The organism is Pantoea sp. 18059, assembly GCF_902706165.1.
Classification (GTDB): Bacteria; Pseudomonadota; Gammaproteobacteria; order Enterobacterales; family Enterobacteriaceae; genus Pantoea; species Pantoea agglomerans.
Window position 1 is genome coordinate 853,011 of the sequence record NZ_CACSJS010000001.1, and the last position, 23,850, is coordinate 876,860.

General features: G+C 53.2%; 26 protein-coding genes. 14 read left to right on the plus strand and 12 right to left on the minus strand.

Features of this window, described 5'->3' with window-relative positions:
* Positions 1-6: 6 nt before the first annotated feature.
* From GVJ63_RS03995 to ttcA, 3 genes are all read left to right on the plus strand, one after another.
* Positions 7-663 carry an MgtC/SapB family protein gene (locus tag GVJ63_RS03995; RefSeq protein WP_010244641.1) on the plus strand — a complete coding sequence of 219 codons (657 nt, stop codon included), beginning with the start codon at positions 7-9 and terminating at the stop codon, positions 661-663.
* 213 nt (positions 664-876) lie between these two features.
* Positions 877-1,137: a hypothetical protein gene (locus GVJ63_RS04000; RefSeq protein ID WP_022625602.1), complete on the plus strand. Its 261-nt coding sequence runs from the start codon at positions 877-879 to the stop codon at positions 1,135-1,137.
* A 1,154-nt stretch (positions 1,138-2,291) separates the two neighbouring features.
* Positions 2,292-3,227 (plus strand): tRNA 2-thiocytidine(32) synthetase TtcA, encoded by a 936-nt coding sequence (gene ttcA / locus GVJ63_RS04005; RefSeq protein ID WP_022625601.1) that lies wholly within the window; start codon positions 2,292-2,294, stop codon positions 3,225-3,227.
* Between the two features lie 486 nt (positions 3,228-3,713).
* On the opposite strand, the gene zntB is transcribed toward ttcA, so the two are convergent.
* Together zntB and GVJ63_RS04015 are read right to left on the minus strand one after the other, a co-directional pair.
* The gene (gene zntB / locus GVJ63_RS04010; RefSeq protein WP_010244630.1) at positions 3,714-4,697 is read right to left on the minus strand and encodes a zinc transporter ZntB; all 984 of its coding nucleotides are present in this window, start codon (positions 4,695-4,697) and stop codon (positions 3,714-3,716) included.
* Between the two features lie 117 nt (positions 4,698-4,814).
* A complete protein-coding gene (locus tag GVJ63_RS04015; protein ID WP_159226454.1) occupies positions 4,815-6,434 on the minus strand; it encodes an ABC transporter substrate-binding protein in 1,620 nt (539 codons plus the stop codon).
* Between the two features lie 152 nt (positions 6,435-6,586).
* On the opposite strand from GVJ63_RS04015, the gene mpaA reads away from it, so the two are divergent.
* Positions 6,587-7,294 (plus strand): murein tripeptide amidase MpaA, encoded by a 708-nt coding sequence (mpaA, locus tag GVJ63_RS04020; protein WP_033757784.1) that lies wholly within the window; start codon positions 6,587-6,589, stop codon positions 7,292-7,294.
* Here mpaA and ycjG read toward each other — a convergent pair.
* A complete protein-coding gene (gene ycjG, locus GVJ63_RS04025; protein WP_062757722.1) occupies positions 7,269-8,252 on the minus strand; it encodes an L-Ala-D/L-Glu epimerase in 984 nt (327 codons plus the stop codon). The genes mpaA and ycjG overlap by 26 nt on opposite strands.
* A 146-nt stretch (positions 8,253-8,398) precedes the next feature.
* Here ycjG and tpx point away from each other — a divergent pair, with 146 nt between their 5' ends.
* A complete protein-coding gene (tpx, locus tag GVJ63_RS04030) occupies positions 8,399-8,902 on the plus strand; it encodes a thiol peroxidase (RefSeq protein WP_010244619.1) in 504 nt (167 codons plus the stop codon).
* A gap of 290 nt (positions 8,903-9,192) precedes the next feature.
* Here tpx and tyrR read toward each other — a convergent pair whose 3' ends face one another.
* Positions 9,193-10,758, minus strand: coding sequence for a transcriptional regulator TyrR (gene tyrR, locus GVJ63_RS04035; RefSeq protein ID WP_010244616.1), 1,566 nt, complete (start codon positions 10,756-10,758; stop codon positions 9,193-9,195).
* 80 nt (positions 10,759-10,838) lie between these two features.
* On the opposite strand from tyrR, the gene GVJ63_RS04040 reads away from it, so the two are divergent.
* Positions 10,839-11,051 (plus strand): hypothetical protein, encoded by a 213-nt coding sequence (locus GVJ63_RS04040; protein ID WP_153020891.1) that lies wholly within the window; start codon positions 10,839-10,841, stop codon positions 11,049-11,051.
* Positions 11,052-11,094: 43 nt separating this feature from the next.
* Here GVJ63_RS04040 and GVJ63_RS04045 read toward each other — a convergent pair whose 3' ends face one another.
* The 6 genes from GVJ63_RS04045 to pspA all read right to left on the minus strand — a co-directional run bounded on the left by GVJ63_RS04045 (position 11,095) and on the right by pspA (position 15,116).
* Positions 11,095-12,156 carry a YcjF family protein gene (locus GVJ63_RS04045; protein ID WP_033787738.1) on the minus strand — a complete coding sequence of 354 codons (1,062 nt, stop codon included), beginning with the start codon at positions 12,154-12,156 and terminating at the stop codon, positions 11,095-11,097.
* On the minus strand, positions 12,153-13,550 hold the full coding sequence (locus GVJ63_RS04050) for a YcjX family protein (protein ID WP_010244602.1): 1,398 nt from the start codon (positions 13,548-13,550) through the stop codon (positions 12,153-12,155). The genes GVJ63_RS04045 and GVJ63_RS04050 overlap by 4 nt, the downstream gene beginning before the upstream one ends.
* Positions 13,531-13,779 carry a phage shock protein PspD gene (gene pspD / locus GVJ63_RS04055; RefSeq protein WP_010670225.1) on the minus strand — a complete coding sequence of 83 codons (249 nt, stop codon included), beginning with the start codon at positions 13,777-13,779 and terminating at the stop codon, positions 13,531-13,533. Before pspD ends, GVJ63_RS04050 begins: the two co-directional genes overlap by 20 nt.
* A gap of 61 nt (positions 13,780-13,840) precedes the next feature.
* Positions 13,841-14,191: an envelope stress response membrane protein PspC gene (pspC, locus tag GVJ63_RS04060; RefSeq protein ID WP_010244595.1), complete on the minus strand. Its 351-nt coding sequence runs from the start codon at positions 14,189-14,191 to the stop codon at positions 13,841-13,843.
* Positions 14,188-14,415, minus strand: coding sequence for an envelope stress response membrane protein PspB (gene pspB, locus GVJ63_RS04065; protein WP_010244592.1), 228 nt, complete (start codon positions 14,413-14,415; stop codon positions 14,188-14,190). The genes pspC and pspB overlap by 4 nt, the downstream gene beginning before the upstream one ends.
* Before the next feature lie 35 nt (positions 14,416-14,450).
* Complete coding sequence (pspA, locus tag GVJ63_RS04070; RefSeq protein ID WP_010244588.1) at positions 14,451-15,116, minus strand: phage shock protein PspA; 666 nt, start codon at positions 15,114-15,116, stop codon at positions 14,451-14,453.
* A 164-nt stretch (positions 15,117-15,280) separates the two neighbouring features.
* Between pspA and pspF the strand changes: the two genes are divergently transcribed.
* Positions 15,281-16,282: a phage shock protein operon transcriptional activator gene (pspF, locus tag GVJ63_RS04075; protein ID WP_010670227.1), complete on the plus strand. Its 1,002-nt coding sequence runs from the start codon at positions 15,281-15,283 to the stop codon at positions 16,280-16,282.
* Between the two features lie 92 nt (positions 16,283-16,374).
* Here the strand turns inward: pspF and GVJ63_RS04080 are convergent, their stop codons facing one another.
* Positions 16,375-17,610 carry an MFS transporter gene (locus GVJ63_RS04080; protein ID WP_033757793.1) on the minus strand — a complete coding sequence of 412 codons (1,236 nt, stop codon included), beginning with the start codon at positions 17,608-17,610 and terminating at the stop codon, positions 16,375-16,377.
* Positions 17,611-18,034: 424 nt separating this feature from the next.
* Here GVJ63_RS04080 and GVJ63_RS04085 point away from each other — a divergent pair, with 424 nt between their 5' ends.
* From GVJ63_RS04085 to GVJ63_RS04095, 3 genes are read left to right on the plus strand one after another with little or no spacing between them, the layout of a single operon-like run.
* A complete protein-coding gene (locus GVJ63_RS04085) occupies positions 18,035-18,520 on the plus strand; it encodes an Hcp family type VI secretion system effector (protein ID WP_033757795.1) in 486 nt (161 codons plus the stop codon).
* Positions 18,521-18,523: 3 nt separating this feature from the next.
* Entirely contained in the window at positions 18,524-18,940 is a 417-nt protein-coding gene (locus GVJ63_RS04090) for a polymorphic toxin type 44 domain-containing protein (protein ID WP_072101287.1), read from the plus strand.
* Entirely contained in the window at positions 18,918-19,346 is a 429-nt protein-coding gene (locus GVJ63_RS04095; protein WP_159226455.1) for a hypothetical protein, read from the plus strand. Before GVJ63_RS04090 ends, GVJ63_RS04095 begins: the two co-directional genes overlap by 23 nt.
* On the opposite strand, the gene GVJ63_RS04100 is transcribed toward GVJ63_RS04095, so the two are convergent.
* Positions 19,343-19,510: a hypothetical protein gene (locus tag GVJ63_RS04100; protein ID WP_187496263.1), complete on the minus strand. Its 168-nt coding sequence runs from the start codon at positions 19,508-19,510 to the stop codon at positions 19,343-19,345. The genes GVJ63_RS04095 and GVJ63_RS04100 overlap by 4 nt on opposite strands.
* 171 nt (positions 19,511-19,681) lie before the next feature.
* Here GVJ63_RS04100 and sapA point away from each other — a divergent pair, with 171 nt between their 5' ends.
* From sapA to GVJ63_RS04120, 4 genes are all read left to right on the plus strand, one after another.
* Complete coding sequence (sapA, locus tag GVJ63_RS04105; protein WP_159226457.1) at positions 19,682-21,304, plus strand: ABC transporter substrate-binding protein SapA; 1,623 nt, start codon at positions 19,682-19,684, stop codon at positions 21,302-21,304.
* Complete coding sequence (gene sapB, locus GVJ63_RS04110; protein WP_159226458.1) at positions 21,305-22,270, plus strand: putrescine export ABC transporter permease SapB; 966 nt, start codon at positions 21,305-21,307, stop codon at positions 22,268-22,270.
* A gap of 151 nt (positions 22,271-22,421) precedes the next feature.
* Positions 22,422-22,628, plus strand: a complete 207-nt coding sequence (locus GVJ63_RS04115) for a hypothetical protein (protein ID WP_010244571.1) — start codon at positions 22,422-22,424, stop codon at positions 22,626-22,628.
* A gap of 295 nt (positions 22,629-22,923) precedes the next feature.
* The gene (locus GVJ63_RS04120) at positions 22,924-23,814 is read left to right on the plus strand and encodes a hypothetical protein (protein WP_159226459.1); all 891 of its coding nucleotides are present in this window, start codon (positions 22,924-22,926) and stop codon (positions 23,812-23,814) included.
* The last annotated feature ends 36 nt before the right edge of the window (positions 23,815-23,850 follow it).

Consider the following 23,850-nt stretch of genomic DNA (forward strand, 5'->3'; position numbering starts at 1 on the left):
AAAGCCATGTTAATGGATATGTTAATTCGCATAGCGCTGGCCGGTATTCTCGGCGGCCTGATCGGCATGGAGCGCCAGATGCGGGCCAAAGAAGCGGGACTGCGTACCCATATTCTGGTCGGTATCGGCAGTGCGATGTTTATGCTGGTATCGAAATATGGCTTCGCCGATATGCTCAATAGTGACCATGTGGCACTGGATCCCAGCCGTATTGCTGCCCAGGTAGTCAGCGGCATGGGTTTCCTTGGCGCAGGCACCATTATGATTCAGAAGCAGGTGGTGAAAGGCTTAACCACGGCGGCCGGATTATGGGTGACTGCGGCGATTGGTCTGGTGATTGGCAGCGGCATGTATGAGATCGGCATTTATGGCACGGTGCTGGCGCTGGTGGTGCTGGAAGTGTTCCGCCGCCTGAGCCATTTTCTCATCGGTAAACATCATACGCTGCTGGTTTTTCTTAAGCCCAAAAGTGTGCCGCTGGTGCTGCTGGTCATGCAGCGGGAAGGCATTCGCTACGGCAATGTGACGGTGATTAACCGGGATGAGGAGAGTGGTCTGTGTGAGCTCAGTGTTCAGGTGACGCTGTCCCGCAAGTCAAACGATGCTCACCTCTACGATAAGGTCATGGAGATCAAAGGAGTTCAGTCGCTGGAGATGATGTAAATTCCTTTCCATAAAGATCATTCCTGCTGAACACAGGCCGGTCAGCGCCAGGACGTTGCAGAAGGGAGTTATCGGTACGCACTGCCTTCTGCCCTCTCCATCAGATTCATCTATTATCATAATCATGCAGCCTGACCTGAGATATAGAGCCCGCCGGGAATTAATGTCATAATCCGTGATTGTTTATTAAGGTAACCATTTATCCGGTGAAAAATGCGCCAGAACTCTGACCATCGTGACGAAACCCTGTCCGCTTCTGTACGTAAAAGTAGCTGGCCGGTACTAAGCATGCTTATCTTTACGCTGATTGCGGGCGCTATGGCCATCATGATGATCCTGGATCATCGTAATTCCGTAAATAATGCGCTTGAGACCGGACAGTGTCTGGTGGGGGAAGGCGCTGAAAGTTTGCTGGAAATGCTCAGACATTTTTTACATCATGCTTATCGCTGGATTTTTAAAGCCTGTGGCTAGCAATAATAAATTCAGTGCAGCAGGAAATGCAGTAATCCGTGTCGGTTTACCAGCAACAAAACGCCGCAATACATGACTGCAACATAGCAGAGTAAAAAGAGTATCAGCGTCAATATAAATCGGACACCATAATTTTTTATATCGTGAGTGTTTACCGGATGTCTCATTGAATTTAAAGTTTGCTCCGTCCTTATTCACCTATATAGCCAGCAATTTAACGATTTGTTACGCTGCCCGCATTACCATGATGTGCGGAACGATGAAGTCACAGCTGGTCTCTCAGGAAAAACAGTTATGAGTGTAAAATTAAAGCCGCCCTTTTTAACTTTCACATTCACTTTAATGGCTTTAATTTCACCCGTCTGCTTTGAAAAGCAACAGTTTTGGACGTGGCGATATGTGCCAGTAAAATCGATTCAGATTTAATGGGATACAAAAAAACAGTGATGCCTGTGCATCTTACGTATTCCCAATTATAACCCGGCAGTGTCAACGCATATTCAACAGCAGCGTTTTTCAGATTCAGGCGCTAATAAAATTAACAGTGCATCAGGATATTTAACTCACTGCGAATTTATAGCAACAATTCGAAGGAAATTCTCAAATCAGATAAGCATAAAAAGAACGCCGTTTATGCATGATTGATTAATAGCGGTGCATTCTCTTTTTTTTGTTAACGGGTCGCTCTGATGAAATATCTGTTAATTATCACAATCATTTTTATGACTGCGGGTTGTGCGGCAAAAAAAGAGAATGCGCGGGCTGATGCTTACCAGGCATCACTGCCATCCTGTTCTGCGCACAATGATGAAATCGATTGCCAGTGGAAAGATGTGCCAGCCAGCTGATATCGCATAGTTGAACGCTATCCGTGACACATCAGCCCGCAATTTTTGGGTAATGACCTGGTAAGGCCTGCCCTCATTTTTCACTGAGTACCGCCGCATCGATTTATGTCGCTGCCCCCTTAACGGGTAGTCTCTGCCGGACTCCCCGGGCGGCTATCCGCTGATTACTTCACTCCAGTACTGGCATTCGCGGCAACAATCCGTACCATACGCTGCATATTCGTGACACCGCAGTGAAGTGTCTGGCTGAACGCGCACGGCAATTTGCCCTTTAGCTACGCTTTCTGGATTTTGAGATAGGTAAAAATGCAATATAATCAAACGGTTGACAAGAAAGAACAGTACAACCTCAATAAACTGCAAAAACGTCTGCGTCGTAACGTCGGCGAAGCCATTGCAGATTTTAATATGATTGAAGAAGGCGACCGCATCATGGTCTGCCTGTCGGGCGGCAAAGACAGCTACACCATGCTGGAAATTTTGCGCAGTCTGCAAAAAAGTGCGCCGGTCAACTTCAGTCTTATTGCCGTTAACCTCGACCAGAAACAGCCGGGCTTCCCTGAGCATATCCTGCCGGAATATCTTGAGTCGCAGGGCGTTGAGTATCGGATTATCGAAGAAGATACCTACTCCATCGTCAAAGATAAGATCCCGGAAGGCAAAACCACCTGCTCACTCTGCTCGCGCCTGCGCCGTGGCATTCTCTATCGCGTCGCAACTGAGCTGGGCTGTACTAAAATTGCGCTGGGCCACCATCGCGATGACATTCTGCAGACGCTGTTCCTGAACATGTTTTACGGCGGAAAAATGAAAGGCATGCCACCAAAGCTGATGAGCGACGATGGCAAGCAGATTGTGATCCGTCCGCTGGCTTACTGCCGCGAGAAAGATATCATCCGCTTCTCAGAAGCGCGTCAGTTCCCGATTATTCCGTGTAACCTCTGCGGTTCTCAGCCGAACCTGCAGCGTCAGGTGGTAGCCGATATGCTGCGTGACTGGGATAAGCGCTATCCTGGCCGTATCGAAACCATGTTCAGCGCGATGCAGAATGTGGTGCCGTCACATATGGCGGATATCAACCTGTTCGATTTTAAAGGCATTAAGCATGGCGATGCGGTGGTTGACGGCGGGGATCTCGCCTTTGACCGGGAATCTCTGCCGCTGCAGCCTGTTGGCTGGCGGGCTGATGAAGAGGATGCCCCGGATACCAGCGCGCGTCTGGATGTGATTCAGATTAAATAAGTGCTGGAAGCGTTAAGGGCGTGCTGCTGGCAGCACGCCCTTTTTTTATATGTTGCGATGCGGTGGTGGATCCATTATCGGCGGAAATTCCGGATCTGTCGGCGGATCAGGCTGGGGTTGTGGCTGAGGAATAGGCTCAGGAATCGGGATCGGATCCGTGGGGATCGGCTCGCTGTTAAGAATCGCGCTCATGCCGTACTCCTTTTGTTGCGAATGGACTTTAAGCTTAGGTAAGGAACGGCGTTACAGCCAGGCGGGCAAAAAAAAAGCCGGCACACGGGCCGGCATGTTTCGAATTAAATGTGCTATGCATTAATTCTAAATTAGGAAGTAAGACAATATGGAGCGCAACGCCCATCGCTTGACGTTGCATTCACCTGCGGGAGAGAGTTTGCGTCAGCAGCGACAATGGGTTCTTGATGTCGATCAGCTTTTGCGTCCTTTACGGGATTTTCAGCGCAGATAACCGATACGCTACGCATAACGTTAGAGCCAGCGCCGCTTGCGCAGGTATCCCGCTACCCCGACGGCCAGTGCCACCAGCAGCAGACAGAAGATAGAGAAACCGTATCGCCATTCGCCGCCTGGAATACCCCCCAGGTTGACGCCAAACAGGCCGGTCAGGAAGGTGGCTGGCAGAAAAATCATCGCCATCAGTGACATGGTATAGGTACGACGGTTCATCGACTCCGCCATCGCAGAAGCAACCTCATCAGCCAGAATCGCGGTACGCGCCACCCCCGCATCCAGATCATCCAGCCCGCGTCCCAGCCGATCGGCGATTTCCTGCATCCGGCGGCGTTCGGTGTCATCCATCCAGGCCAGTTTTTCACTGGCCAGCCGCGCATAGACATCACGCTGCGGCGCCATATACCGCCGCATCACAATCAGCTGTTTGCGCAGCAGGCCGAGTTCGCCTCGTGCCGGCATCCGCTGGTCAAGCAGCGCATCTTCCAGCTCAATGATTTTGTCATGTAAATCTTCGATAAACTCGCTGGTGTGATCGGTCAGGGCATCACAGATATCGACCAGCCAGCTGCCGCAGTCAATCGGGCCGTTACCATTCTGCAAATCCGTGAGAACTTCATCGACAGCAGAAACTTTACGCCGCCGGGTCGAGACGATGAGCTTATCGTTGATAAATACCCGCATCACCACCAGCTGGTCGCGACGCGCATCGCTGTTGTGGTTGACGCTGCGCAGCACGATCATAAAGCCGTCGCCCAGCCGGCTGACGCGTGGACGCATACTGTCGCCCGCTAAGGCGTCACGCACGGCATCAGGGATTTGTGTCGTCGACTGCAGCCATTCCGCGCTCTTACGGTGGGTATAGTTCAGATGGAGCCAGCAGGGCTGCTCACACTGGATGACTTCATCTTCAGCAATCGGGATCATCCCGCCCTTGCCATCCAGCTGGCAGGAAATTATGGCATCTGAAACCTGTAACGCTTTTCCTTCAATTACGTCCACACCGTCGCCTCACTACTAAAATCAATACGATACAGTCTAGCGTGACGGTGTTGAGTTGCAATCTCCGGGCTGTGTAGAAAGATGTCAGAGGGTGGCCGGTTGACCGGCCACCTGCACTCAGTGCTTTTCAATCCACAGTTCGCGACTGTAGGCGACATCTTCAGGGTTAGTGATGGGATAGCCTTTGACCCAGGGTTTAATCAGGCGGCCATTGGTGTACTGATAGATGGGGGCGATCGGAGCCTGCTCAGCCAGGATCTGCTCGGCACGGTTGTAATCGCTGTTACGTACCTGATCGCTGGTCTCCCGGCTGGCTTTGGCGATAACCGCATCATAATCCGCGTTGTTAAAGCGCGCGATGTTGCTGCTGTTGCCCGACGTCAGCAGATTCAGGAAAGTGGAGGGTTCATTGTAGTCACCGACCCACGAGGCGCGGATCACATCGAAGTTTCCGCTGTTACGGCTGTCGATATAGGTTTTCCACTCCTGGTTCTCCAGCGTGACATCCACACCGAGGTTCTTTTTCCACATTGAGGCCACAGCAATCGCAATCTTCTGGTGGCTCTCAGAGGTGTTGTAGAGCAGTTTGAGTTTCAGCGGCTTGCCGGGACCGTAACCGGCAGCAGCGAGCAGCGATTTGGCCTGTGCATTCAGGCTGTTCTGATCGTGCTGTTGCATGAACGTGGGCAGTGGCTTAAAGCCTGCTGTCACATCTGGCGTAAAGTGCCACGCCGGTTTCTCACCGGTTCCCAGCACTTTTTCAGCAATCACTTTCCGGTCGATAGACCAGGAGAGCGCTTTGCGAACCCGCACATCGGCCGTCGGCCCTTTCTGCGTGTTAAACGCGTAGTAATAGGTGCCTAACTGGTCAGGTGTGTAGACCTCTCCGGGCAGAGTTTTCTTCAGTAGCGCATACATGTTTTTCGGGAAGGATTCGGTGATATCAATATCGTTGGATCGATAACGTTTAGTGGCGCTCGACTCTTCATTAATCGGCACGAAAGTCACTTTCGTCAGCACCGAATGGGCATCATCCCAGTAGTGAGGATTACGTGTCAGTACGATTTTTTCGTTCACTACGCGTTCGCTAAGCTGAAAGGCCCCGTTGCCCACCAGTTTGCCGAGTGACGTCCAGCTGTCACCCTGTTGCGCAATAATTTTCTGCGGCACCGGGAAAAGCGCCACGTTAGCCACCAGCGCCGGGAACCACGGCACCGGACGATCCAGCGTCACCTTAAGCTGGTTTTTACTCTGTGCGACCACACCCAGCTTGTCGGGCGTCATTTCACCTTTGGTTATCGCTGCCGCATTTTGAATACCGCTTAAGCCCGCGAACCAGGCAAAGGCTGAACTGTTTTTCGGATCGACCAGGCGCTGCCAGCTGTAGACAAAATCCTGAGCCGTGACCGGATCACCGTTCGACCAGCGCGCGTTATTACGCAGCGTAAAGACCCAGGTTTTGTTATCACTGCTGCTCCAGCTCTGCGCCACGCCCGGCACGATTTTGCCCTGCGCATCCTGATTGGTCAGTCCTTCAAACAGATCGCGTATCACCTGAATTTCAGGCAGGCCTACCGCTTTAAGCGGATCGAGCGAAGCGGGTTCATCTTTAATATGGCGAACGATCTGCTGCTGTTCAGCCAGCTGTGCGCCAGCGGGTGGATTCGCCGCGATGGCGGGTGTGATGATGCTGCTCAGGCTGATTGCTGCCAGCGTCATGCGAAAGGTCTTGACCATTATCACTCCTTTACCCCAAAGAAGCGCTGCATCAGTCTGTTGCCGATGCAACTTGTGCAGGGCACTTTAGCGCAAATGGCTGACAGATAAATAGCTATTTTCCGCGCACGGCTTTTCCGCTACTTTTAGTAAAACCCTTTGAGGAAATAACTATGTCGCCACTCCATCCACGTCCCCTGCGCGGCAAACTGGACGTCCCCTATCAGCAGTATGGCCGCTCAGTGCTGGGTGCGCCGCTGCTCTGGTTTCCGGCGCCGCTGGGCGATCCCGAGAGCGGGTTGATTCTGGCAGGCACTCACGGTGATGAGAATGCGGCCATCGCCACCCTCTCCGCCGCATTACGGACGCTGCCTGATGGAATGCGACGGCACCACGTGGTGTTAGCAGTCAATCCTGATGGCTGTCAGCTCGGGCTGCGCGCGAACGCTAACGGCGTTGATCTCAACCGCAACTTTCCGGCGGCGAACTGGCAGTCAGGCGAGACGGTGTATCGCTGGAACAGCGCTGCCGATGATCGTGATGTGGCGCTCTCGACCGGCACTCATCCGGCTTCTGAACCGGAAACCCAGGCGCTCTGCGCGCTGATTCATCAGCTGAAACCACGCTGGATCGTCTCATGGCATGAACCGCTGGGCTGTATTGACGACCCGCATCAGGCAGAGATTGGTGGCTGGCTGGCCAGCCACACCGGCCTTCCGCGGGTCAGCAGCGTTGGTTATGACACGCCAGGCTCATTCGGCAGCTGGTGTAAAGATCTCAGCCTGCCCTGCGTCACTGCTGAAATGCCGGTGATTTCAGTGGATGAAGCCACTGAAACCTACCTGGAGATGATGGTTAATCTGCTGCGCTGGCAGCAATGATCAGCTGACCGTTGCGCACTTTAATCGCCGGTTCTGCATCCACCGCCAGCCAGGTCGGCCCGTCGAGATCGGCAAAGCGAGTCTGCGGCACCAGCGGCAGTGCGGCGCGTATAGCCCGCGAGGTGCAGAGCATGCAGCCGAGCATGACCGCAAACCCCTGCTGCTGAGCCGCATCGGCCAGCGCCAGCGCCTCGGTCAGCCCGCCCGCTTTATCCAGCTTGATATTGACCATCTCATAACGGCCTCGCAGCGACGCCAGGCTGTCACGGGTGTGACAGCTCTCATCGGCGCAGATCGGTAATGGATGGATAAAGTTCTCCAGCGCCGCATCCTCACCCGCTGGCAGGGGCTGTTCCAGCATCGCCACATTGATGTCCGCCAGCAGCTGACAGCGCGCCGCCAGACCTTCAGCGTGCCAGGATTCATTGGCATCCACAATCAGGGTCGCGTCCGGCACGGCGGCGCGAATCGCCATCAGCCGTTCGGTAATGAAATTATTATCCAGCTTAATCTTCAGTAGTGTTGCCCCATGCTGCCACAGCGCCAGCGCGCTGCTGGCCATCGCCTCGGGAGTATCAATGCTGACGGTCTGCGCGGTCACCACATCCTCAGGTGCGGTTACGCCGCTAAGCTGCCAGAGGCTGCTCTGCTGCTGGTGTGAGGCGAGATCCCATAGTGCGCTGTCAATGGCGTTGCGCGCCGCCCCGGCGGGCAGCGCCTGTTGTAACGCCTCGCGCGTCATGCCCTGTTGCAGCGCGGGCAGCAGCGCGGCGATTTGCGCCAGCACCGACGCCTCGCTTTCACCATAGCGCGCATAAGGCGTCGCTTCGCCAACGCCTTTTACTCCGTCTTCCTCAATTTCAACCACCACCACTTTGACTTCAGTCCGGGTTCCACGGGCAATGACAAACGGCGTGTGCAACGGCCAGGCTTCGGGATAACTTTTTACCGTTCTCATTTCCACTCCACAATGTGCGACGCAGTGGCAGACCGCCACGTTAAATTCCACAATTGAACTCGTAAACCCTTAACATTTATGTCATAAACAACGGCTATCTTTAGCCGTTTTGTGTCAGATCTTTTTTATCATTAAAAGGAATCACTATGTCTCAGACTGTTCATTTTCAGGGTAACGCCGTACCGGTTGCTGGTCAGTTTCCTCAGGCTGGCGATAAAGCCAAAGCTTTCACGCTGGTAGCGAAAAACCTGGTCAACGTCGCGCTCTCTGAGTATGCAGGAAAACGCAAAATTCTGAACATTTTCCCGAGCGTAGATACCGGTGTCTGTGCTTCATCGGTGCGCAAGTTCAATCAGGCTGCAAGCGAACTGAATAACACCGTGGTGTTATGCATCTCTGCCGATCTGCCGTTTGCCCAGTCGCGCTTCTGTGGCGCAGAAAACCTGAACAACGTGGTGACGTTGTCGACGCTGCGCGGCTCAGAGTTTAAATATGATTATGGCGTGGAAATTGCCGATGGTGCGCTGGAAGGTCTGACCGCACGTGCCGTAATTGTGCTGGATGAGAACGATAAAGTGATCTACAGCCAGCTGGTTGATGAAATCACCACTGAGCCTGATTATGACGCTGCGCTGACCGCGCTGAAGTAATAAAAAAAGCGGATAACCAGGTTATCCGCTTCAAACTGCTGGCAAGCCCGTATCAGGGTGGTTCTGGCAGCAACGAAGAAGCTCAACGCACAGGGAACCGGGTCAGAAGAGGAAAGCGTCACGCGCCAGGGAAGGCGCGTGCCGAGCGTGTCAGGGATGACGCCTTTTGCGTCTTTCCGATCTGACCCGGTTCCCTGAGCAGGCTCAACCTCAAAGCCAGATGGGCCAGACTCTATCGACCATATCCAACGGATAATCAGCTTACCCACTTCTCACCTGCAGTCCGTCCCTTATTCGCTTTCGGTGCGCTTCTGCCCCAGACCATACTCCCGCAATTTATTCGCAATCGCCGTATGCGACACACCAAGCCGTTTTGCCAGTTTTCGGGTGCTGGGATAGGAGAGATAGAGCCGCGTCAGAATCGACCGTTCGAAACGACTGGTGATCTGATCCAGCGTCCCTTCCAGCGCCTCATCGCCCAGTGACACATCCAGTGCCTGTTCAGGCAACACGATATCCTGCGGACGCAGTTCGTAACCTTCCAGTTGGGTTAACGCCCGATAAAGCGCATTTTTAAGCTGACGCACGTTACCAGGCCAGGCGTAGCGAGTCAGAAAAGCGTTAAGTTGCGGCGAGAGTCGCGGACGCGCCATCCCCTGCTCATCCGCAAAGCGGGCAACAAACATCTCGGTCAGCGGCAGAATATCCTGCGGACGATCGCGCAGAGGCGGCAGTTGCAGCGTCAGCACATTGAGCCGGTAAAAGAGATCCTCGCGGAACTCCCCGCGCTGCACCAGCTCAATCAGGTTTTTCTGCGTAGCGCAGATTACCCGCACATTGACATGCACTTCATGCTCTTCACCGACGCGGCGGAAGGTGCCATCATTGAGAAAACGCAGCAGCTTGGTCTGCATTCTCGGCGACATCTCACCAATCTCATCCAGCAGCACAGAGCCGCCGTTAGCCTGCTCAAAAAAGCCCTTCTTACCTTCCAGCGCATTCGGATAGGCTCCGGCGGCATGACCAAACAGCTCGCTTTCAGCGACGTCATCTGGAAGTGAGGCACAGTTGAGCGCCAAAAAGGGATTCTTACCGCGGGCACTGCGCAGATGGCAGGCACGTGCCAGCATATCTTTCCCGGTGCCGGTGTCGCCAACAATCAGTAAAGGTGCATCAAGCATCGCCAGTTTACGCGCCTGATCCACCACCTGACGCATCTTCGGCGTGACAGCAATGATATGGTCAAACTCCGATTCATCGGTGACCACCAGATTCTGCAACTGACGACCCATGCGGGCTGTCGACTTCAGCATCACCATCGCCCCCACTGGCCTGTTGATCTGGCCCTCTTCGCCCGGCAGATAAATAGGACGCGCTTCCATCAGAAAATCGCGGCCCTCAATGACCACATGCTGCGCCTGCGCTTCAACCCGATCGCTCTCCAGCCAGCGCATGAAGTTGAAGCCGTTAATCAGATTACCGGCGCTAAAGTTGCGCATCTTCTCTTCATCGAGATTAAACAGGTTCTGTGCGGCCGGATTAGCCAGTTCAACCTTGCTTTTCAGATCGATGGAGAAAACCGGATCCGGCATCGCCACCAGCAGGGCGCTCAGCGCACGATGCTCGCGTTCAGAGGGCATGTACGCTACCGTGCGCACATCTGTTACGCCCGGTGTACGCCGGATTTCAGCCATCAGATTGCTGAAGGCATCAAACTCCAGTGCAGAAAAGTTCAGGTAGATGCGGCCCAGCGCCGTGATTTCGATACCGCGTAAATCAATGTTGCGTGCCACCAGCAGATCGAGCAGTTCACGCGTCAGACCGAGTCGGTCCTGACAGAACACTTCCAGACGCATTGCGTTCGCCTTAATCAGGTTCAGATAAGACAATAATACGCTAAGTCGCGCACCTGCAGAAAGGGATGTGTCAGGAAAAGTTGACAGCTCCGGCGCGTATGGCGGACTTTTGTACTGCCGGAGAAAATCCTGATGAGTGGTCACAAATGTTTGCCGGGATGGCGCATTTTATCAGGGAGAAAAATGGAATGGCCTACACGCTGCCAGCGGATCCGGTGATCACTGATGAGTCGGGCTGTCCGGGTGAGTGTCTGGTCATCGACTCCCGACAGGTGCTGCGCCAGCCACACTAAAGAATAAAGGCGGCAATGCCGCCTTTAATTTGTCACGAGAGCGTCAGGCTGACTTATTGCCGCCCTTCTGCAACGCCTCTTTCAACTGGCCCAGCAGCTCACGACGGAAATCGCCAAGCCGTGGTTTATCCTGCTCCAGCCACGGCAGTGGACGGCACAGCTCCATCGCTTTGATGCCCAGTCTTGCGGTCAGCAAACCCGCGCCAATGCCCTGCGCGGCGCGCGTGGAAAGCCGGGCGGCGATATCCTGCGACATCCAGTCCATACCCACTTCCCGCACCAGTTCGGAAGCCCCGGCAAAGGCCATGTTGAGCAGCACCAGACGGAACAGCCGGATGCGGCTGAAGTAGCCCAGCTCAATGCCGTAAATAGCCGCAATGCGATTGACCAGCCGCAGATTACGCCAGGCGATAAACGCCATATCCACCAGCGCCAGCGGGCTGACCGCAATCATCAGCGTGGCTTCAGCAGCATGACGGCTGATTTCGCGCCGCGCCTGCCGATCCAGCACCGGCTGCACCAGTTGCGCATATAAGCGGACAATTTCACTATCATTGTGGGTTTCGTGCAGCGAGGCATGCCAGCGCTGCAGGGCCGGATGCGCCTGATCCAGCTCTGCCTGCTGCGCCAGTTTTTCGCAGAAGGCCCGGCCTTTGCCGATGCCATGACTGTGCAGCAACTCACGGCCCACATCCCGCTCCTCGGCGCGCTGACGCAACTGATAGAGACGACGCCACTCGGTGGTCAGCGCACCCACACCCGCCAGGATGATCAGACCACCCGCCACGCCGCTGCCCAGTGAAAACCAGTCGCGGGTCAGCCAGGCGTCATGTGTCCACTGGACACCCTGCGCAATCACGCTGACGCCAAACAGCAGCACGCCAGCGGTCACCAGTTTGCGCCACAGGCTGCGCTTAGGTTTCAGCGCAGCCTCCACCGCCCGTTCACCTGCGCCCTCCTCTTCGACAGCGACTTCTTCATCCTGCACCGCCAGAAACGCCGCCTGCGCTTCCGCTTCAAAAGTCTGCGCCGGGCGCAGCGGCGTGGTGCTGCTCTCATCCAGCGGACGGGCAAAATCGATACGCGGCTTCAGCGGATCACTCATCGCAATTTATCTCCCAATAAAAATTCCAGCGCGGCATCCATGCGGATATGTGGCAGCGGGCGATCGACGTCAAGCTGCTGCGGCCGGAACTGTTCAAACTGAAAACCCTGCTGCTGCCAGAAGGCATTACCAGGCAGACGCGGCGGGACTTCACCCGGATAGACGGTGAGCGGCTCACCATCATCCAGCCGGTTTCCGCGCAGGGCCGGGATCTTCTCGCCCCGGTGATCGACCAGCCCGCTCTGCGTCGCCTGCACCGACGCCAGCCCGATGCAATCCATGCTAATCCCCTCAAACGCCGCGTTCTGCCAGGCATCCTGCACCAGCTGCTGCAACAGTGACACCATATTGCCGTGCTGATCGCTGGTGATGTGATCGGCCTTGGTGGCGGCAAACAGCAATTTGTCGATTACCGGTGAAAAGAGCCGACGAAACAGGGTTCGCTGACCGTAATGAAAACTCTGCATCAGCTGCGTCAGTGCCAGCCGCATATCGTTAAACGCCTGGGGTCCGCTGTTAAGTGGTTGCAGGCAGTCAACCAGCACAATCTGGCGGTCAAAACGCAGGAAATGATTTTTATAGAAACCTTTCACCACATGCTGACAGTAGTAGTTAAACCGCTGCTGCAGCATGCTGAAGTTACTGCCCTTGTCCGCCTGTGCCAGCTTAGTGAGTTGCGCTTCATCAGCCGTCGGCCAGGGGAAGAACTGCAGCGCGGGGGCGCCTGCCATATCGCCAGGCAGCACGAAGCGACCGGGCTGAATAAAGTGTAAGCCTTCAGATTTACAGCGATGCAGATAGTCGGTCCAGGCAGCGGCAATCTCTGCCAGCTGGGTTTCATCGGCGGGTGCAAGCGGGTCGAGTTTTTCGCAGAGGGTTCGCCAGGGCTTTGCCCACTCAGCACGATCGCCCTGCAGCAGACCGTTCATCTGCCGGGACCAGGCGAGATAATCCTGCGCCAGCATCGGCAGATCCAGCAGCCATTCGCCGGGATAGTCGACAATCTCCAGATAGAGTGTCGCAGTCTCTTTCAGGTGACGCAGCAGCGAATCATTGGGACGATAACGCAGCGCCAGTCGCATTTCGCTGACGCCGCGGGTGGGTGTGGGCCAGGCAGGCGGCGTGCTGTAGAGCTGTGCCAGCCCTTCGTCATAGGTGAAACGGGCCGTGCCCATGTCACGCTGGGGTACCCGCTTTACGCCTAACAGGCGCTCATCCCGCACCACGGAAAACAGCGGCAAACGCGCGCCGCTGTGAACGGTTAAAAGCTGATTAACCAGTGAGGTGATAAAGGCGGTTTTGCCGCTGCGGCTTAATCCGGTTACCGCCAGCCGCAGGTGGCGATCAACGCCACGGTTCATCAACGCCATCAATTCAGTTTGCAGTCTTTTCATCTTTCTCCCTGATGAAGCGCGATGCCACCCGGTTCATCACGCGTTTCAGCAATGGCTCAAGCGCCACAGCCAGCAGCAGACGTAACGGGCGTCGCGCTACCGATTTCACTGCCCAGCCAGTGACACCGGCGGGACCGTAGGTAACAGCATTAATAATGATGAATTTAGCGGCCGACTTCAATGCAGGTGCCGCGCGGTGACGAAAAGCAGTGGATCGCGAAAAAGACATCAACACCTCCATTGAGTGAGCGAACGGGCCTGAAACAGGCCCGGCAATAACAGTAGCAGAATCAAATCTGGCGGAAGCGGCTGCGCACGCTGAAGGTTTCAGACGTCACATAGCGTTCCAGGTCGCGCACGCTACGCTCATCCCGTTGCAGGGTGCTCTCCAGCTGATCCAGCAGTTCACTGGCGCTGGGCTGGCGCTCAGTCTGGGAGGCAGAGGCGGGTTTCACATCCAGTACAAAACCCAGCACAAAGTAGGCGATCACCGTAAAGAGAAACAGGCCAAAGAACAGTGATAACACCACGATGACACGCAGCAGACGAACCGGAATATCGAGATACTCTGCCAGGCCTGCGCAGACACCCATAAATTTCCCTTCATCTGGCTTGCGCCACAACTTGCGTCCTTTAATCATGGCTGCCTCCAGTTTGGATGTTCGGCGTCCAGAATCGCTTCCAGCGCGTCAATACGTTCGCGCATCCGCTGCGCGTCCTGGGTCACGCGCTGCAGGCGCTGGATTTCGCTTTGCGACAGTTCCGAACCGCCGTTGCGTTTGTTGTTGTAATGCAGCCATAACCAGATCGGTGCGACAAATAACACGAAGATCGTTAACGGTATGGCGAAAAAAAGTGCGCTCATTGACTCTCCTTAATCACTTATCGCAACGTCGATGATTACTCACTGCGGTTCATTTTGGCTTTCAGCGCATTAAGCTGCTCGCTGATTTCATCGTCCGCTTTCAGGTCAGTAAACTCCTGGTTCAGCGTCTTTGGTTTACCAAAACCGTGGCTTTCTGCTTCCGCTTCCATATGGTCGATGCGACGTTCAAAAGATTCAAACCGTGCCATTGCTTCGTCGATCTTACCGCTGTCCAGCTGACGACGAACATCGCGTGATGAAGAAGCCGCCTGATGACGCAGCGTCAACGCCTGCTGGCGGGCACGTGTCTCACTCAGTTTTTTCTCCAGCTCGCTGATTTCGCCTTTCATGCGCTCCAGCGTCTCTTCAACATGACCCACTTCCTGTTTCAGGGAGGCGATAAGATCGGTGAGTTTCTGTTTTTCAATCAGCGCTGATCGGGCCAGATCATCTTTATCTTTGCGCAGCGCCAGCTCCGCTTTTTCCTGCCACTCAGCCTGCTGAATCTCCGCCTGATCAATACGGCGTGACAACTGTTTCTTTTCAGCCAGTGCGCGTGCAGAGGTGGAGCGCACTTCAACTAAGGTGTCTTCCATTTCCTGAATCATCAGCCGGACCAGTTTCTGCGGATCTTCCGCACGCTCCAGCAGGGAATTAATGTTGGCATTAACGATGTCGGCGAAACGAGAAAAAATACCCATAATGATGTTCCTCTTTTAATGTTTTAAAACGTGAAGTCCTGCTGAGTTAATACAAAATGCGTGCCAATTTTATAATTTATTGATTTTTATCATATTTTAAATTTTACAGCCCTTCCCGCTTGTTTTAAGATAGTCAAAATGATTAAGGGGTGGCGAAATTCATCATGACAGGCACTAGCGATAATCTCCTGGGAGAGTCGAACAATTTTCTTGAGGTGCTGGAGCAGGTTTCCAAACTGGCTCCCCTTGAGAAACCGGTACTGGTGATTGGTGAGCGTGGAACGGGCAAAGAGCTGATCGCCAGCCGACTGCACTATCTCTCTGACCGCTGGCAGGGGCCGTTTATCTCGCTGAACTGTGCCGCGCTGAATGAAAATCTGCTCGATTCTGAACTGTTTGGTCATGAGGCTGGCGCCTTTACCGGCGCGCAGAAGCGCCATCTTGGCCGTTTTGAACGTGCTGACGGCGGCACGCTGTTCCTGGATGAGCTGGCAACGGCACCGATGCTGGTTCAGGAAAAGCTGCTCAGGGTAATTGAATATGGACAGCTGGAGCGGGTCGGCGGCAATCACTCCCTGCAGGTAAATGTGCGACTGGTCTGTGCGACCAACGAAGACCTGCCCGCGCTGGCGGCGGCGGGAAAATTCCGCGCCGATTTGCTGGATCGTCTGGCCTTTGATGTGGTGCAGTTACCGCCACTGCGCGAACGACGCAGCGATATACTGGTGATGGCCGATCATTTCGCTATCCAGATGTGTCGCGAGCTCGGCCTGTTACTTTTTCCCGGCTTTACCCCACGGGCACAGCAGGCTCTGCTTGATTACCACTGGCCCGGCAACGTTCGCGAACTTAAAAATGTGGTGGAGCGCTCGGTCTATCGTCATAACAGCAGCGAGCAGCCGCTGGATAATGTGATTATCAACCCGTTTGCTTCACGCCCTGAACCGATTGCTGTCATCCGGACCAGTCAGGAGGCGGATAGCAGCGCGCTGCCTGCCCTGCCGCTGGATCTGCGTCAATGGCAGAATCAGCAGGAGCGGGATCTGGTGGAAGCCAGCCTGCAACAGGCACGTTATAACCAACGCCGTGCGGCTGGCTTATTAGGCGTCACCTATCATCAGTTGCGCGCAATGATGAAGAAGCACGATATAAAAGCAGAGAGTTAATTAACGCCGCCCCAACCTATGATTTTTCTCTGCTTTGTGAATTAACAACCCGGTATAAACCGGGCTGTTTTTCACGTTGAGCCACCTATCCATTATGTGTTGTGCGACTTAGTCCCCATTTTTTCAGGTTGCCTGATGGCAGGAACCAGACCGACGCCAGCGGTAGCCATCACCACGGCCAGCGCTGACATCAGCAATACAGCACTCATACCAAAGTGTGTTGCCAGCGGCCCCGCGACCAGTTGTCCAAAGGGAATGGCGATAAAGGAACCCATCGCATCATAAGCGTACACGCGAGCCAGCTTATCCGGTGGGATATGAGTCTGTAATGAGTGCGCCCAGGTTACGCCGAACAGGCCCAATGACATGCCAGCAATGAAGAATCCCACTATCAGCAGTGCTGCTGACGCATCCTGGCTCAGCATAAATATTGGAAGTGCGCAAAGACCCGCCAGCATCGCGCCAATCAGAAGGTCACGACGTGGATGCCATTTCATGGCCAGAAATGAACCTGCAATTAAACCTACGCTATGAGCAGCCACAATAATTCCCCATCGCGCCCGCCCGAAAGAGGCGTCGGCAATCATCGGGCCAAATACCTCTACAATTCCATTGAACGCGACGTTGATAATGGCGAACTGAAGGACTATCGACCAAATCCAGCTTCGTCCGGCGAACTCTGCCCAGCCTTCTTTGATATCGAGCAGGATATTGCCTTGCGAAGCCGCGGCTTTATTCGATTTCACACGGATCAGGAAATAGAGCGGCGCGGAAACGGCAAAACCCAGCGCATCAATTGCCAGCCCCCAGCCCGGCCCGACAGCGCTGGTGATAATTCCCCCCATCGATGCCCCCATTACCGTACCGCCATAAATACCCAGCTGAATTAACGCGTTAGCCTGACGCAAATCCGTTGCAGGAACTACCTGCGGAACCAGCGCAGACGATGCAGGCAGTGCGATGCCTGCCGCCGCACCATTCAGGGCACCCAGCAAAGTCAGGCTAATGACAGTTGCTGAGCCATCGAGTACAGACCAGGCGACGATAGCCTGAGAAACAGCGGCAACTACTGCCGATGAAACTAATACCCGACTGCGTGAGTAGCGATCGGCGACAACACCGCCCACCAGCAGGAAAAGCACGTTACACAGTGAACGGGACGCAACCACTATCCCTAAATCAGAGGCAGAGCCGCCAATATCCAGTACCGCAAAGGCCAGCGCAATGGGTGCAATCCCATTGCCCAGCACGGTGAACAGGCGTCCAAAAAAGAGATAGCGAAAGGATGTATGCTGAAAAGCCTGAACGTTTTTTTGGAATTTATTCATTGCCAGGAAGTGGGTGACCAGAAGATGAGCTTATAGTACCTGCGTTTTTGTAAAAGTTAAGCGCGATATTACACTTTCCAGCGTCAGATACATCGAATGCATGCGGATATAAACACAATCTATAATTTAAGGGATTACATGATTTACTCTTCTGAGTTTGAATCTTAACTAAATTAATGATACCAATACCCATTAATAGTTGAAGTGGCTTTTTAATCAGATTTACAGCAATTAATTGAATAATCCATTTCGCACTACATAACCATGGTGTGGAAAGACCCCAGCCATTACATATGAAATTATTAAATATTGATCTTTATCATTATGCCTTCGATTTTTTTAATATGCACTTGAGGTTTATGCGAAGCCAGCATTAACTATCCTCCAAAAGGAATATAACTTAACCCATTAAAGGATTTTTAATATGGCTATTCCAGCATATCTTTGGCTGAAAGATGATGGTGGTGCGAGCATCAATGGTTCAGTAGATGTTAAAGACCGAGAGGGAAGTATTGAAGTAACGGGTTTTTCTCATAACTTAAGACTGCCGACTGATTCTATGACAGGCAAACCCACAGGGACAAGAAAACATGCACCCATCATCGTTCAAAAAGAATTCGATTCATCTTCGCCCTACCTTTATAAAGCAGTGGCAACTGGACAAACATTAAGGTCAGCCGAGTTCAGATGGTACAATATCAACTACGCAGGTCAGGAAGAAGAATACTTCAACATACTACTTGAAAATGTCAGAATTGTCGGTATTTCGCCTATTATGCATGACACTAAAGACCCTGAAAAAGAAAAACATAATCATCTTGAATGCGTTGAGTTTGCTTACGAGAAAATAACCTGGAAGCATTGTGATGGTAACATTATTTTTTCAGATAGCTGGAATGAAAAGGCATAAATCATGAGATATCCTGCCTTAGCGGCATCTCCCTCTCCTCCTTATGATATTCTATCATTTACTCCAGCTGGAGTTTCGTTGATAAACAATATGATGGTTGCACGTTTTCACAGGGGACCCTCAGCCCTGACATATGTCTGGTTTTATAACCAGGTTAAAGGACATGGCCCATGGGATTATAAATTTCAACATGGGAGCCAATATGAACATTTTGGTAATTTTCATTATGGTGCTGTGGGGCATGCCGCTGGAATAAAAGACGCTGTTCTTCTTCGCGCAGCCGGTTGGGCGCAAAACCGGGCCGGAACCCGCAGAGAGGAATTTGATGTCTGGTATGGCGCAGCGCCTTTTGGAGATGACCCTGACGATCAATACTGGATAAGAGCAGGGATAGATTATGCAAAACGTTCCGGTTTTTAAAAAGCGCACGCTGATGCTGATGCTGATGCTGATGACTATTGTCTTTGCAGGCTGGCGACTTTCGCAGATATCACCGCTTGAACAGTCGATCATCAGGAAAGTTAACGTCAGCAGCCGGATTAACCTTTACATCACCGAAGCCAGTGCGGGTGCCACAACTGCCTTCTCATACCGTTTTTATCTTTATGATGCATCCCGAAGCGATGAATCTTTTAAAGAAAGTCTGAACGACGACCTAAAGCCTTTCCTGATCACCTCAGATGGTGACGTCTTTCCTCGGGTTCGTGATAAGGCGGTATATTTGACGATAAACGGCGAGATTTTCGCTTTCCACAATTTGCCTGGTATTCGCATCAACGAGGAGCCCTATTCCGTCCCGGTCTTCCTCACCGCTTCACCACTTTAATCCCCTTTGCTTGCAATCCCTTCCCCGTCCAGGCAGGCATGCCACTCTATAAAAACCAAAAAAAAGCCCGCCAACAGGCGGGCAACGATACTGGAAGCAATGTGAGCAATGTCGTGCTCTTCTACGGCAGAGCCACCGTCGAAGCGCAGATGAATAATAATCATTCTTATTATCATCTGTAAACAAGTTATTGAGAATTTTTCTCATTACCACACCTTCTGTGCGCTCTTTTTACCGCCGCGATGATGAAAATCAGTCTGGCAGCGGTTGCAGGTTTTGGGACAATGCCCGCTTTGCGATACACTCTGTTTAATGCCTCAAAATCGTTGAGTTCTATGTCAAAACTAATATGTTCGCTGTTGCTGAGTCTCAGCGTGTTGAGTGCCCCTGCGTGGTCAGCGCCTGCGGGTGATATCCGCCAGACCGGCTTCGTCTATTGCGTCAGCGGCACGCTGAACACCTTTAATCCGCAGATGGCCAGCAGCGGGCTGACTGTCGATACGCTGGCGGCACAACTCTATGACCGCCTGCTGGATGTCGATCCTTACACCTATCGTCTCAAGCCCGATCTGGCGTCCAGCTGGGAAGTGCGCGATAACGGCGCAACGTATCGCTTTCATCTGCGCAGCGGCGTGCAGTTTCAGCAGACGAATCAGTTCCGCCCCACCCGGGCGCTAAACGCCGACGATGTCGTGTTCAGCTTCGCCCGGATGTTTGACCGCAATCACCCCTGGCACAACGTCAACGGCGGCAACTATCCCTACTTTGACAGTCTGCAATTTTCAGACTCCGTGCAGAGCGTGAAGAAAATCGATAACAGAACGGTTGAGTTCAGGTTAAACAGCCCGGATGCGTCGTTCCTGTGGCACATGGCGACCCACTATGCACCAGTGCTGTCGAAAGAGTATGCCGACCAGCTTACCGGGCAGGGCCGGCAGGAAGAGATGGACAGACAACCGGTTGGCACCGGTCCTTATCAGCTCAGTGAATACCGCACCGGTCAGTACATCCGCCTGGCGCGCAATCCTCACTACTGGAAAGGGGTGCCGCGTCTGCAACAGGCGGTGATCGATCTCGGCTCGGGCGGCACCGGGCGGCTTTCCAAGCTTCTGACCGGTGAATGTGACGTGCTTGCCTATCCCGCGGCCAGCCAGCTCACCATCCTGCGCGATGACCCGCGCCTGCGGATGACGCTGCGTCCCGGCATGAACATCGCCTATCTGGCCTTTAATACCCGTAAGCCGCCGCTTGACCGCCCTGAGGTGCGTCACGCGCTGGCGCTGGCGATCAACAATGAGCGGTTGATGGAGTCAATCTATTACGGCACCGCCGAAACCGCCGCCTCGATATTACCTCGCGCCTCATGGGCATATGATAATGATGCGCGCATCACCAGCTATGATCCGGAGAAGTCCCGTGCCGCGCTGGCGGCTCTGGGCATCAGCGATCTGCATCTGCGGCTGGTGGTGCCTGCCGCGTCGCAGTCGTGGAATCCCAGCCCGCTGAAAACCGCCGAACTGTTGCAGGCGGATCTGGCGCAGGTTGGCGTCCGGCTGACCATTGTGCCGGTAGAGGGGCGTTTTCAGGAGGCGCAGCTGATGGCGATGAATCATGATCTGACACTGTCAGGCTGGGCCACCGACAGTAACGATCCAGACAGTTTCTTCCGGCCGCTGCTCAGTTGTGCGGCGATTCGCTCGCAGACCAATTACGCGCACTGGTGCTCGCCGGCCTTTGACGAAACGCTGCAGAATGCGCTGTTATCACAACAACTCTCTGGCCGCATCGACAGTTATGACAAAGCGCAGCAGATTCTGGCGCAGGAGTTGCCGGTGCTGCCGCTGGCATCCTCTCTGCGACTGCAGGCGTTTCGTCATGATATTAAAGGGCTGGTCCTGAGTCCGTTTGGCAACGCCTCGTTTGCCGGGGTTTATCGTGAAAGCGATAAGGAAAAGTAAGTGATTATCTATATTTTGCGGCGCCTGCTGCTACTGATCATTACCCTGTTTCTGCTGTCGCTGGTGAGCTTCAGTCTGAGCTACTTTACACCTGACGCCCCGCTGGAAGGCGCGGCGCTCTCGGACGCCTGGTGGTTCTGGTTTAAAGGGATGCTGCAGTTTGATTTCGGCGTCTCCAGCACCAACGGTCAGGAGATTGGCCTGCAACTGCGTGAGGTTTTCCCGGCCACCATGGAGTTGTGCATCCTGGCGTTTCTGTTCGCGCTGCTGGTCGGGATCCCGCTGGGGATCTGTGCCGGCGTGATGCGCAATAAATGGCAGGACAAAACCATCAGTGCACTGGCGCTGATCGGCTTTTCTGCGCCAATTTTCTGGCTGGCGCTGCTGCTGACGCTGTTCTTCTCGCTGACGCTGGGCTGGCTGCCGGTGTCCGGTCGTCACGACCTGCTCTATCCGGTGCAGAGTGTCACGGGCTTTGCGCTGATTGATGCCTGGATGAGTCCTTCGCCCTGGCGACATGAGATGATAATCAGCGCCCTGAACCACCTGATTTTACCGGTGCTGGTGCTGGCGATGGCGCCGACGACGGAAGTGATCCGCCTGCTGCGCAACAGCACCAGCGACGTGATGGACAAAAATTATGTCAAAGCGGCGGCCACGCGGGGTCTTTCGCCGTTTACCGTGATCCGCCGCCACGTGCTGCATAATGCGCTGCCGCCGGTGATCCCGCGTCTGGGTCTGCAATTTTCCACCATGCTGACGCTGGCGATGATCACCGAGATGGTCTTTAACTGGCCGGGTCTGGGGCGCTGGCTGATCAACGCGATTCGCCAGCAGGATTACGCGGCGATCTCCGCTGGCGTGATGGTGATTGGCGGGCTGGTGATTCTGGTCAATGTGATTTCTGACGTGATTGGTGCGGCCATGAATCCGCTGAAACATAAGGAATGGTATGCGCTGCGCTAACGCTCAGGGCGCTAAGGCAAACATAGAATAAACATATGAATTTTGTCGTTCAGAAGTCGTGCTGCAAGCAGGCATTGATGTACACGAATATTGTTCCTGCAGAAACCGATTTAAGTTCGAAGCGTAATAATTAATGAGGAGATGAACATTTATGGATGAAGTTGATCTGGCACAGGAGCGTGAAGAAGCGCATCTCGCTGCCTCTCTGGCAGCTCGTAAGGCCAAACTTAAAAGCCCAAACGGCTTATGCATCTGGTGCAAAGATGAGCCCGTAGTGGCTGAAACTGCTTTCTGTTCAAGCGAGTGTGATGAGGATTATCATAAGCATCGCCGGGAGCAGAGCCAGCGGATTGTTTGAAAGAGAATGAAGTCACCCGGTCAGGCTATTACGCGGGTGACTCAGATAAACTTGATATAAATGTCAGGCAGCCCTCACAAATATAAAGCAATAAAACGACATCGCTTGATAGATTCTTGATATTTCCTTGCCTTTACGTTGATAAAAAAAATACATAATGCCCTGATTAAAATGTCACAGCAGAGACCATCTGTCCGGAGTTAGTGACAGGAAAAGATAGCATAGGGTGGCTGACATTCAGGAGCCATCTTTTTAACTCGATTTATCAGAACAACTATCAGGTTTAACATTTTATATGAGCCACTTCAAAAGAATGCTTTACGGCTGGGAAAAATCCGACGCTGGCATTTATGAGCACTGTTTTAACCGTTTTGGCGGGAGTGTTAATATGCATCCTGACGTGATCAGGTTTTTCTCATCTCGCACAGGTCATGAGGCAACGTATTTTCATAAAGTAAAGCAAGGTGGCTATATTGCCGCATATGCCCTGCTGGATCATTCGCGGATAGGTGTCGATCAATGGAAAAAATTCCCGCTATCTTATGATGAGATCATGGTGCCGGCGGCTAAAAATGCCTCGATGCTTTTCCCTGAAAAAACCAATAAAATGTCACATTTCAACAAGCACAACTTCATAAATTTTAACTTTTCTTTTGCCCGAAAAAATAAAGTGTGCTTTGTAAAAGAGAGCTATTCAGTTAAAACAGAAAAGAATCGCCGCAACGAATACAACCGGTTCACACGTGCGGGTGGCCGCTGCTGTGATATGAATCAATTCAGCCCTGAAGAGCTGGCAGACTATTATATCTTCCTTTTTAAATCCCGTTTCTCTGACAGCATAACCTGTTATTCCAGAGAGAACCTGATCACGCTTATTATTGCCATGGAAAGGATGCTCTTCGGCTATATTCTTTTTGTTGGGAACGAGCCATGCGCGATGGATCTGCTCTTCATGGCTGAGAGTGAACATATTATCTATTTTGATGTGCCAAACGGCGGCGTTAACATGAAATATTCGGACCTTAGCCCGGGTAGTTTGCTTATGTGGAAAAACATTGGTGCGGCACGGGACTACTGTAAGCAGACGGGCAAGGAGATGAGGCTTTCAATCGGTTCACTTGATAAAGAATGGACGTATAAGCTTCGCTGGGCGGATGCGCACTCCACGGGGAAAACAATTTTTTAATCTTTCTTAGGAATCAGGCTTATTTTCTGCAACAAC

Excerpts from the sequence above, each read along its gene's own strand:
- GVJ63_RS04115 (WP_010244571.1), top strand. The coding sequence starts at position 22,422 with ATGGATGAAGTTGATCTGGCACAGGAGCGTGAAGAAGCGCATCTCGCT.
- pspB (WP_010244592.1), bottom strand. The coding sequence starts at position 14,415 with ATGAGCGCACTTTTTTTCGCCATACCGTTAACGATCTTCGTGTTATTT.
- GVJ63_RS04045 (WP_033787738.1), bottom strand. The coding sequence starts at position 12,156 with ATGAGTGATCCGCTGAAGCCGCGTATCGATTTTGCCCGTCCGCTGGAT.
- ycjG (WP_062757722.1), bottom strand. The coding sequence starts at position 8,252 with ATGAGAACGGTAAAAAGTTATCCCGAAGCCTGGCCGTTGCACACGCCG.
- GVJ63_RS04015 (WP_159226454.1), bottom strand. The coding sequence starts at position 6,434 with ATGGTCAAGACCTTTCGCATGACGCTGGCAGCAATCAGCCTGAGCAGC.
- ttcA (WP_022625601.1), top strand. The coding sequence starts at position 2,292 with ATGCAATATAATCAAACGGTTGACAAGAAAGAACAGTACAACCTCAAT.
- tpx (WP_010244619.1), top strand. The coding sequence starts at position 8,399 with ATGTCTCAGACTGTTCATTTTCAGGGTAACGCCGTACCGGTTGCTGGT.
- mpaA (WP_033757784.1), top strand. The coding sequence starts at position 6,587 with ATGTCGCCACTCCATCCACGTCCCCTGCGCGGCAAACTGGACGTCCCC.
- GVJ63_RS04095 (WP_159226455.1), top strand. The coding sequence starts at position 18,918 with ATGCAAAACGTTCCGGTTTTTAAAAAGCGCACGCTGATGCTGATGCTG.
- GVJ63_RS04120 (WP_159226459.1), top strand. The coding sequence starts at position 22,924 with ATGAGCCACTTCAAAAGAATGCTTTACGGCTGGGAAAAATCCGACGCT.
- GVJ63_RS04090 (WP_072101287.1), top strand. The coding sequence starts at position 18,524 with ATGAGATATCCTGCCTTAGCGGCATCTCCCTCTCCTCCTTATGATATT.
- GVJ63_RS04080 (WP_033757793.1), bottom strand. The coding sequence starts at position 17,610 with ATGAATAAATTCCAAAAAAACGTTCAGGCTTTTCAGCATACATCCTTT.
- pspC (WP_010244595.1), bottom strand. The coding sequence starts at position 14,191 with ATGATTAAAGGACGCAAGTTGTGGCGCAAGCCAGATGAAGGGAAATTT.
- GVJ63_RS04085 (WP_033757795.1), top strand. The coding sequence starts at position 18,035 with ATGGCTATTCCAGCATATCTTTGGCTGAAAGATGATGGTGGTGCGAGC.
- GVJ63_RS04000 (WP_022625602.1), top strand. The coding sequence starts at position 877 with ATGCGCCAGAACTCTGACCATCGTGACGAAACCCTGTCCGCTTCTGTA.
- pspD (WP_010670225.1), bottom strand. The coding sequence starts at position 13,779 with ATGTCTTTTTCGCGATCCACTGCTTTTCGTCACCGCGCGGCACCTGCA.
- GVJ63_RS03995 (WP_010244641.1), top strand. The coding sequence starts at position 7 with ATGTTAATGGATATGTTAATTCGCATAGCGCTGGCCGGTATTCTCGGC.
- tyrR (WP_010244616.1), bottom strand. The coding sequence starts at position 10,758 with ATGCGTCTGGAAGTGTTCTGTCAGGACCGACTCGGTCTGACGCGTGAA.
- GVJ63_RS04050 (WP_010244602.1), bottom strand. The coding sequence starts at position 13,550 with ATGAAAAGACTGCAAACTGAATTGATGGCGTTGATGAACCGTGGCGTT.
- sapA (WP_159226457.1), top strand. The coding sequence starts at position 19,682 with ATGTCAAAACTAATATGTTCGCTGTTGCTGAGTCTCAGCGTGTTGAGT.
- GVJ63_RS04100 (WP_187496263.1), bottom strand. The coding sequence starts at position 19,510 with ATGATTATTATTCATCTGCGCTTCGACGGTGGCTCTGCCGTAGAAGAG.
- pspF (WP_010670227.1), top strand. The coding sequence starts at position 15,281 with ATGACAGGCACTAGCGATAATCTCCTGGGAGAGTCGAACAATTTTCTT.
- pspA (WP_010244588.1), bottom strand. The coding sequence starts at position 15,116 with ATGGGTATTTTTTCTCGTTTCGCCGACATCGTTAATGCCAACATTAAT.